7 protein-coding genes, 1 tRNA gene and 1 pseudogene are annotated in these 9,048 nt (G+C 59.2%); 3 read left to right on the top strand and 6 right to left on the bottom strand.

What is annotated here, in order from left to right; genetic code table 11:
• The 5 genes from J7367_RS21805 to J7367_RS21785 form a co-directional block, all read right to left on the bottom strand.
• Positions 1-747, bottom strand: a 747-nt coding sequence (locus J7367_RS21805) for a DUF6538 domain-containing protein (RefSeq protein WP_343124463.1), incomplete at its 3' end; no start/stop codon positions are given.
• 184 nt (positions 748-931) lie between these two features.
• On the bottom strand, positions 932-2,134 hold the full coding sequence (locus tag J7367_RS21800; RefSeq protein WP_209029007.1) for a hypothetical protein: 1,203 nt from the start codon (positions 2,132-2,134) through the stop codon (positions 932-934).
• 405 nt (positions 2,135-2,539) lie between these two features.
• The gene (locus J7367_RS21795) at positions 2,540-4,033 is read right to left on the bottom strand and encodes a site-specific integrase (RefSeq protein WP_081027523.1); all 1,494 of its coding nucleotides are present in this window, start codon (positions 4,031-4,033) and stop codon (positions 2,540-2,542) included.
• Between the two features lie 82 nt (positions 4,034-4,115).
• Positions 4,116-4,205: transfer RNA gene (locus J7367_RS21790), tRNA-Ser, on the bottom strand.
• 356 nt (positions 4,206-4,561) lie between these two features.
• On the bottom strand, positions 4,562-5,578 hold the full coding sequence (locus tag J7367_RS21785) for a LysR family transcriptional regulator (protein WP_057659681.1): 1,017 nt from the start codon (positions 5,576-5,578) through the stop codon (positions 4,562-4,564).
• A 100-nt stretch (positions 5,579-5,678) separates the two neighbouring features.
• On the opposite strand from J7367_RS21785, the gene J7367_RS21780 reads away from it, so the two are divergent.
• Entirely contained in the window at positions 5,679-6,263 is a 585-nt protein-coding gene (locus J7367_RS21780) for an FMN-dependent NADH-azoreductase (RefSeq protein ID WP_057659679.1), read from the top strand.
• A gap of 325 nt (positions 6,264-6,588) precedes the next feature.
• Here J7367_RS21780 and serS read toward each other — a convergent pair whose 3' ends face one another.
• Entirely contained in the window at positions 6,589-7,869 is a 1,281-nt protein-coding gene (gene serS / locus J7367_RS21775; protein ID WP_007969978.1) for a serine--tRNA ligase, read from the bottom strand.
• A gap of 111 nt (positions 7,870-7,980) precedes the next feature.
• Here serS and J7367_RS21770 point away from each other — a divergent pair, with 111 nt between their 5' ends.
• Both J7367_RS21770 and J7367_RS21765 read left to right on the top strand, forming a co-directional pair.
• Positions 7,981-8,643: an energy transducer TonB gene (locus tag J7367_RS21770; RefSeq protein WP_042805225.1), complete on the top strand. Its 663-nt coding sequence runs from the start codon at positions 7,981-7,983 to the stop codon at positions 8,641-8,643.
• Positions 8,644-8,862: 219 nt separating this feature from the next.
• Positions 8,863-9,048: pseudogene (locus J7367_RS21765) on the top strand (IS5/IS1182 family transposase); the annotation flags it as partial.

Genomic DNA, 9,048 nt, shown 5'->3' with positions numbered 1-9,048 from the left:
CAGATTAAAAGTGCTGGTGACAATGGCCCAATCGAAAAACCCGCCCTTCCCACCCACATAGCTTTGCTTGTTCATCAGGGTCGGGGTGGAAGCGCCCTTGTCGCGCAAGTGCTGATACCAGTGCGCCAGATCTGTCCGGGTGACGCCGTGGAGCTTGGTCTTGGTGCCGAGAAAAGCCACCAACGACTCGATGGCCGTCTTTTTGATCATGTAGGTCTTGGGGAGCGTGCGGCTTTGAATTGACGCAAGCCACCCATCCCTAGCCTTGTCCAAAGCAATGGCCTGGGCGACCTGGCGCCGGCCGGGCTGAGGTTGAACAGGATCCCTGAGGTCCAGCGCGCCGATGGCGGCGACCTCAGCGGCATTGGCCCAGGTCTGGTTCTTGCGGAATAGGCGCAGATCTTCGTCGTTGTCGATCTGCCAGCGTTCGCTGATCGTGCCATCCGGCGCTTGTGTTCGATGCAAGGTCAAATCGCGAAGCGATGCGCCCTGGCTCAGGCGTTCGACCAGCGCATCCATGTCCTTCTTGCCAAGCCTATCCACACGTCGATCCCTCAACACGTCGAAGGCCTGAGCATAGCCTGAGGCAAGCATCAAAGCGCGCAATCGCGCGCTAGGCAGTTCTTTCGTGTGGAGGGTGTGCTTGATGACCTTGCGACCCAAGACCGATTGCAGATCAATGGGAACGCGTTGGCGGAAGGACCAATGGCCGGAGGAGGATCGAACGAGGTGATGAGGAATGCGCATCGGGAGATGTGTCCCGATTTGTGTCCTGCACCAGACCTCCATTTCTCATCAAAAACCAATGTAAGCCATTGATTTATATGAGACATGGCGGAGAGAGTGGGAGAAAGTAGAAACCAATCCATCTCTCTGATTTGCAAGTGAAACACAACCCGAAAATGTGCCCTGGTTCGTGCCCTCGCGAAGCTTACATTATTCGCGGAGGCTTGGGACGAGGGGCAGCCGATCTGGCTCGGGCCGCCTTCGGCACGGCCCTGGGCCGTGCTTGCGGCGTTGGGGTGACGCGAATGCGTCCATTCCCTGTTTTTGCGCGTGCTTCGGCACGCGCTGCAAATGACACAGGCTCCACACGAACCTCATTGGTCGCGTTGGCCTGCATTGTTCTCCCGCCACCCGATTTGCTACGGCTACCGTAATACGACAAGCTTTCAGTTGATCGGTGGCCCATAGTTTTTGCTGCCTCTGCGGCTGTCATCGCACCGGTTGAAACGGCTTCTTTTAGTTCACTTCCGACCTGGTGACGGAAGGAATAGCAAGACAATCCTGATGAGGCCAGTCCTCGGTTCAGGCTTCTGTAATCGGCATCGGAAGTCTGCATTTTCCAGGCCTTCCCGTGCTTGGCCACTTCCTCTGCCAATGCTTGGGCTGCGCTTCCTTTGACTGGCACACGAATGACCCGGACCTCTTGCCCTCTATTATGCGCATCACTGCACTTGGCCCCTAAAACCTCAGCGGTTAAATATTTTCCGCCTTCGGTTACTTTTAATTTTATGCCCTTTTTTAGTTCTGCTGGCCTCACCCCAAACAGGGACAAAACTGCCAAGCGTTCCGCGTGGCGTTCTACCAATTTTGTCCCTTTCTTGTTTCCAGCAATGAGTGCGACCGTCGCCAAATTTGGTGACGGTGCGCGGGTTGATCGCTTGGATTTGGACACTGGACGAATGCCTTGTTCTTTCAATTTTGCAGCCTTGTGAGCCCAGGTCTTCCTATGAGGCTGCATAAATTGCTCATCTAAAACCGCTGCCATATTAAAAGCTTGCTCGGTGCAGTATTGGGCTTTTTCTAGTTGCCCTGCCTTTCTGGCCACCTCAGAAGCAGCACGCCAAGCGCGGGTGTCTTGCTCTAAGCAATATCGTGTCGCGGTCCGTAGGAAATCCCAGTGCGCACGGGTAGAGGCGGCTTCCAAGGCGGTTTTGCCTGATGCGCGCAGGTTGTCATAGGCACGGCGATACTTCTCTGCTGTCTCATTGCTGATGTCTCGCTTTGGACAGTCGTCGAGGATGTTGCGCGTCTGGCGGTCCGCGTGCAGCGTCCACGCCTTGCCATCGCTTTGCGATGCCAGGCGGGCACGCGTTGCACGCTCCCGAAGCGCAGAAGCATGCTTACTCATCCAATCGCCACCTACCGGTGACAATTGGATATCGTGCGCACTATTCGAAAGGCTCTCGCCTTTCTCACTGTTCGGCTGGCTCCCGCCATCCTCACCGACCCTACGCTTTTCGCTTCGGGTCGTGTGTCCTTCGCTCTCGCTTCGGACACGGGAGCGCCCAAAACGGCTAACGCCATTTTGGTCACTCCCCACATTGTCGGACGGTTTGAAACCGTCCGACAATGTTTTGAAGCCCAAAGCTGCTGCTGAAAAAATGTTCAAGGGTATTGCCGATCTGACTTAGATATATTATCCCTCAAATTATCCGGAAGCCAACAGATATTGCGCTAAATAATTTTCTATCTATATTATCCGGATGTCCGGATCGCTAATAAATCGAAGAAAAGAAATGGATCGCCTCGATCTTTATCTTGACAAGGAGGTCGCAGCTTTATTGCGCAAGCGCGCCGCTGAACTTGATTTGCGCCCAGGCACTTTTGCGGTTCGCTTGCTTACAGCTGCTGTCAGCAATGAACGCAAAGCCTCCAAATCCAAACCATAATTCAGCACTGACAATCCCGGGAATTTCCCGGTTCCATTTAATTTTTCTGCCAATGTAAATTCACGGCTATAAGTCGAATGGTGTTCGTCATCAAGCTCATGACCCACCAATTGCGCTCTCAACTCGGAAGCAACCCCCGCCCCTTGTAGCTCTTGGATAACGGTCTTCCTGAGTGAGTGAAACCCTCGCTTAGCTTCCGGCCAATCGGAGCCGACTGTGACCAAATGGCGGGTGAAGGCTTTGGAGATCCAGTTTCCTGCACCATTTTTTGCCTTGGGGTCTGCTTGACTGAAAAGACGGGTCTCCCCTCTTTTCTGCTGCACCTCGACAAAATCCAATAGACCCAGCTTAATTAGATCGGGATGGATTGGCACGATCCGATTACTCGACTCATTTTTAACCCTCTGCCCATCTCCTTCATCGCCAATTTTGATGGCTAAAACTCCATCAATTTTGGCAACATCAGTCAGCAACAATTGACCAACTTCCGAGGCTCTTGCGCCAGTGTAGAGTCCCAAGACGCTTGCCCAGCGGGCACCGGGTGACATTTTTTCAAAATTGACTGACGAATAAATTGCCAGCAATTGTTCAGCAGTAAAACTCTTAAAGCCGAGTTTTTTGCGCTGACGCTTTTCCCTTGCCCCATATTTAATATGGCCAGTAGCTGGATTATCACCCTTCGGATAATATCCCGAAGCCATCGCCCAGGCAAAAAAACCAGTTTTCCCCAGATACGATTGCTTATTATAAATAGCGGGCGTCGAATTACCCTTATCTCTCAAATGTTGATAGAACCTTGCCAAATCAGGTCTTCCAATCGCATGCACATTACGATGCAATCCAAGATAGAAGGTCAAATCTTCGATCGCTGTTTTTTTTATGGCTAAGGTTTTAGGAATTGTGACGGCCTCCAAACTTGCCAGCCACTTTGTTTTAGCATCCCCTAAGGTAATCGTTTCAGCCACTGTCATAGCAGCTGGATCAGCTGATTTTGGCTGATGCAATTGACCAATGGCCGCTATTGCTTCCATTGCTCTTGCGTGATCTGCCTCATCGTTGGCCTTTAATCGATAGCCATTCGGCAAATCAATCTCATAGGCCCGAGAACCTTGCGCGGCAAGATTTTTCAGCACTTCATCGACGGTGATCTTCGCCACACCTTGCCCACGGATTGCTTTGAAAGCCGCAGCATATCGCGAGGCAAGCCACAAAGCGGCTTGCCGGGCATCCAAGAGGTTGTGTCCCAAGCTTCGTTTGATGAACTCGCGCCCGATCAGCTTCCGCAGGTCAGTCGGAACGCGCTGACGGTATACATAGCGGCCTGAGGCCGTCTTGGTCAGGTAGTGAGGTAGCTTCATTCGGAATGTGCCCCGAATTGTGCCTCACCCGCATCTGTCAGCCCTGTTTTTTGTTGTTTGAAATCAACAACTTACGCAGGAGTGGCGGAGAGAGTGGGATTCGAACCCACGGAAGGTTTGACCCTTCGCCGGTTTTCAAGACCGGTGCCTTAGACCGCTCGGCCATCTCTCCGATGCTGCTGCGCGTGACTGCCGAAGGCATCGGATGTCACGCGGGCGACCCGCCCTGCGCGGGTGGACCTGGCTGTGGCCGCACGAACATCCTGTGCGGCCCGCTCTCCCAGGATTGCTCCCGGGCGCGCATTCTCGCATGCCCGGGCGCGTTTTGCTCAGTGGCACCGCCGCCGTTGGCCGGCGCAGCGTGCTGCACCGCGCATGCTGCTCGGCTGCTATGGTGTTGTCGGCCGACGGCGTCTGAGCACACACGCAACCGGCCGGACATCTGACGCGAACCGACTGCTGAGCAGCCAGGGCACTGCCAGACAGCATGCCAGCCAACCTAGGCCTTGCCAGCTTCGTCACGGACGCTCAGCCTGCTTCGGCCACCGCCAGGCGCGGCGCCGTGCCGGCGGCACGCTTGAGCTTTTCCGCCAGTTCGGCGCAATTGCCGCCGCAATCCAGGCGCGAGCGTTCGATTTCCTGTGGCAGGTGTTCGGCCAGGAAGTCGATGAACACCCGTACCGCCGGCAGCAAGCCGCGACGTGAGGCGAACACGGCATGGCAGATGCCCTGCGGCAGCGACCAGTGCGGCAACACCACTTCCAGCTCGCCGCTCCGCACCGCTTCGGCGCACACGGTTTCCGGCAGCATGGTGATGCCGAAGCCGTCGCGCGCCATCGACTGCAGCAGCGGGAAGTCGAAGCCGGCCAGGCGTGGCTGCAGGTCGACGCGGCGCATTTCGCCGTTCGGGCCGTGCAGCTCCCAGCGCTGGTGCGCTTCGTCTTCGCTGGTGCTCATGGTGGTGTGGTTGGCCAGCTCGCTGGGGTCCTTGGGGCGCCCGGCGCGATCCAGGTATTTGGGGCTGGCAACCAGCAGTTCCTGGACCTGGCCGAAGCTGCGCATCACCAGGCTGCCATCGTCGTCCAGGCGCGAGCGCACGCGTAGCGCAACGTCGTAGCCCTCGTTGATGACATCAACGCGGCGATTGCTGATATTGAGCTGCAGCCGCACCTTGGGATACTTGGCCAAAAATTCCGGCAACAACTTGGGCAACTGGATCTGCGCAAGCGAGACAGGAACGCTCACACGTACAAGACCGCGCGGCTCGGCGCTGAGACGATCCACCACCTCGCGCGCGGCCTGGGCCTCGGCGAGCATGGTTTGCGCATGCCGGTGCACGCTGGTGCCGACGTCGGTCACCGCGAAACGGCGCGTGGAGCGCTGCAACAGGCGCACGCCCAGGTCGGTCTCGAGCTGGCTGATGCGTCGGCTCAGGCGCGATTTGGGGATGCCAAGCGCACGCTCGGCAGCGGCAAAGCCGCCGTGATCCACCACCATCGCAAAGTAATACAGGTCATTCAGGTCGTGCATGGCGCATGTATCCATGGATAGAACGATACGTGATATTTAATCACCTTTATTCCAACAGAGCAACGACCTAGCCTGCACACCTCCGCGGCGCTGCCGCTTGCCACAGGTCACCGTCATGAAACTGCTGCACCTCGATTCCAGCGCGCTCGGCGCCAATTCCGTCAGCCGCGTGCTCAGCGCCGCCGTCGTGGAGCAGCAGCGCCGGCTCCATCCCGAGGTGGACGTGGCGTATCGCGACCTCGACCGCGACCCGATTCCGCATCTGAGCGCGCAGACGCTGGCGCAGACCGATCCGGCAGAGGCCGCGGCCGCCGAAGCGGTGATGCAGCAGTTCCTGCAAGCCGACGTCATAGTGATTGGCGCACCGATGTACAACTTCGCCATCCCCTCCACACTCAAGGCCTGGATCGATCGCATAGCGGTGGCCGGGCGCACCTTCCATTACACCGCCAATGGTCCGGAAGGCCTGGCCGGCGGCAAGCGCGTCATCATTGCCAGCGCGCGTGGTGGCCTATATGCCGATCCCACGAACGATTTTCAGGAGCCGTATCTGCGCCAGGTATTGGGCTTCCTGGGCATCGACGACATCCGCTTCGTGCGCGCAGAGGGCGTGGCGTATTCGCCGCAGCATCGCGCCGATGCATTGGCCTCGGCGCTGGCCGGGCTGGGTGAGGAAGAAGAGGTTGCTGTTAGCGCCTAAACAGTCGGCGTGATGCAGTGCTGCATCGAAAGGTCGATACGGGTGCGACATGCCGTGCAAGAGAAACGGGACCATCGCTGGTCCCGCTTTTTTTGCGTCAATTTCCAATAGCAAAGAAGCTCGCGATCAAGCGTCCTGGAACGGTTCTCGCCAGAGATCCCACACTGCACTCGACACTCTCATTTGTGGCGGCTACTAAAACGTAGCGAGCACGTGTTTGATGGGCGTGGATCTAGCCGGGCAACCGCAGTGCCCATATGCTATATGCGCACCGAACACAGCCCGCGCGCGCGGAGATGAGCACCGTCTTCTCTGTTCGCAGCGCTCAGCCGATCCGCTCGATCCCGCCCATGTACGGACGCAGCACCTGCGGTACATCGATCGAGCCATCGGCGTTCTGGTAATTCTCCATGACCGCGATCATCGCGCGTCCCACGGCAGTGCCCGAGCCGTTGAGCGTGTGCAGCAACTCCGGCTTGCCGCTGACCGGGTTGCGCCAGCGCGCCTGCATGCGCCGCGCCTGGAAATCGCCGCAATTGGAGCAGGACGAAATTTCGCGATAGGTGTTCTGCGACGGCAACCACACCTCCAGATCGTAGGTCTTGATCGCGGAAAAACCCATGTCGCCGGTGCACAGCAACACCTTGCGATACGGCAGTCCGAGTTGTTCCAGCACCACCTCGGCGCAGCGCGTCATGCGCTGATGCTCAGCATCGCTGTCTTCCGGCGCGCAGGCGGTGACCAGCTCCACCTTTTCGAACTGGTGCTGGCGGATCATGCCGCGGGTATCGCGGCCACCACTGCCGGCTTCGGCCCGGAAACACATCGAATGCGCCGTCATGCGCAATGGCAGACGCTCGGCGTCGATGATCTCCTCGCGCACGATATTGGTCAGCGGCACTTCGGAGGTGGGGATCAGATAACGGCGCGACTCGCCCACGTCGGTCTGGAACAAATCGTCTTCGAATTTCGGCAGCTGACCGGTGCCGCGCATCGAATCGGCATTGACCAGCAGCGGCACGTTGGTTTCTTCGTAACCGTGCTCGCCCACATGCAGGTCCAGCATGAACTGCGCAAGCGCACGGTGCAGACGCGCGACCGGACCACGCAGCACGGTGAACCGCGCACCCGACAACTTGGCTGCCGTTTCGCCATCCAACCAGCCGTGCGGCGCACCGAGTTCCACATGGTCCTTGACGGCGAAATCGAACTGACGCGGCGTGCCCCAACGCGATTGCTCGAGGTTCTCGCTCTCGTCCTTGCCAAGCGGCACATCCTCGGCCGGCAGATTGGGCAGGCCAAGCGCGATGCCTTCGAGCTTGGCGCGAATCGCATCCAGCGCGTCTTCGGATGCCTTGAGCTCATCGCCGAACCCGGCCACTTCGGCCATCAGCGCAGCCACATCTTCGCCCTTGGCCTTGGCCTGCCCGATCGCCTTGGATTTGGAATTGCGCTGGCTCTGCAGTTCCTGCGTGCGCACCTGGATACGCTTGCGCTCGCTCTCCAGCGACTCCAGTTCCGCAGTGTCCAGGGAGAAACCGCGCGTGCTGCGCAGGCGCTCGGCAAGGTCGGCGGGGTGTTGGCGAAGCAGGGCCGGATCTAGCATCGGAATATGTGCGTCAGTGGAATAGCGCGAGATTATCGCCTGTTCCGCCACCTGCTGCGATCGATTCACTACGGCTATGCCAGAATTGCGGCGATTCTTCAGGTGAGCCCTATGCCCGCGCCCCGTCCTGCGTCCGATCGCCCTATCGTTCTGCGTCTGCCCCGCCACACGCTGAAAATCGCCGGCATCGCCTTCGCTGCCGGTCTGCTGCTGTTCCTGCTGGTCTGGGCCACCGGCCGCAAGGACGACTTCTATAAAGCCTCGCCAGCGCAGCCGACCGCAGGCGCGCAGACCGACGACACCATTGCGCCGCTGCCGGCGCCGTTGCCGGCCCAGGACGGTGCCAGCGACATGCCGCAGGCCAAGCCGCCAGCCGAAACCCCCACCCTGGTGGACACCGCGCCACCGGCCCCACCCGCTCCGACGCCGCTGCCGGAAAATGCGGTGCCAGGCGCTGCTGGCAGCGCCATGCCGGTCAACGCACCGGTCGCTGGCGGCGATCGCCCGGTGCCGATCCAGGGCCAGATGCCGCCGCCCCGCTACCCGCCCGCTGCGCTGCGTCGCGGCGATGCCGGCGATGTGGTGGTGCGGGTCGACGTGGATGCCGCCGGCAATCCCGGCGGCGTGACCCTGGTGCAGCGCAGCGGCTCGCGCGATCTGGACCGCGCGGCCATGGAAGCGGTGCGGCACTGGCGCTTCCATCCGGCGCAGCGCAATGGTCAGCCGGTCGCTGGCAGCATGGACATCCCATTCGAGTTCAAGCCTGCGCAGTAAACGCAGCGCCCCCTCCGCGGCTTGTGCTTGTCGCGGCGTTGCGCGTATCCAGGCCTGAAATAGCAAGCATTGTTAACGCTCCGCAGCCGGAAGCACCATGCTGTTTAACCGCGCCGCAAGGTCAGCTTGACTAAGCTGAACATCCGGCAAGCTCTAGGGAAGGTCTGATCAACTCACCGCAGATGCGCGACACTATCGCCTTATGTAGAGGATTCATCCATGCAGCTGACGTTCGGTGACGCTGAGGGCTTGGGCAAGCGTAAGCAGACCCGGCGCGAGATCTTTCTTGCCGAGATGGAGCAGGTTGTTCCGTGGCAGCAACTGCTTGCCCTGATCGCGCCGCACTATCCAGTGTCGGGGCGGCCAGGTCGGCAGCCGTACGCACTGGCGACGATGTTGCGGATT

This window comes from Xanthomonas sp. D-36-1 (assembly GCF_017746155.1).
GTDB lineage: Bacteria > Pseudomonadota > Gammaproteobacteria > Xanthomonadales > Xanthomonadaceae > Xanthomonas > Xanthomonas cissicola.
This window is presented reverse-complemented; position numbering and strand designations above follow the sequence as displayed.